The organism is Paraburkholderia sp. RL18-085-BIA-A, from assembly GCF_046027075.1.
Taxonomy (GTDB): Bacteria; Pseudomonadota; Gammaproteobacteria; order Burkholderiales; family Burkholderiaceae; genus Paraburkholderia.
In genome coordinates, this window is the sequence record NZ_JARESU010000739.1 from 1 (window position 1) to 221 (window position 221).

Below are 221 nucleotides of genomic sequence, written 5' to 3' on the forward strand. Positions count from 1 at the left end.
GGTGATCAACACCGCACGCGAATTCCACCACGGCGGCCAGCCGCCGCTCAAGGCCGCGCTCGATGCCGGGTTCAGCCGCTTCCGTCCGGTGCTGATGACCGCGCTCGCGATGCTGATCGGCATGCTGCCGATGGCGCTCGGTCTCGGCGACGGCGGCGAACAGAACGCGCCGCTCGGACGCGCGGTGATCGGCGGCCTCGCGCTCGGCACGGTATCGACCT

1 protein-coding gene is annotated in these 221 nt (G+C 71.0%); it reads left to right on the plus strand.

Annotated elements, in window-relative coordinates:
• Positions 1-221, plus strand: a 221-nt coding sequence (locus tag P0D89_RS54630; protein ID WP_408379961.1) for an efflux RND transporter permease subunit, incomplete at both ends; no start/stop codon positions are given.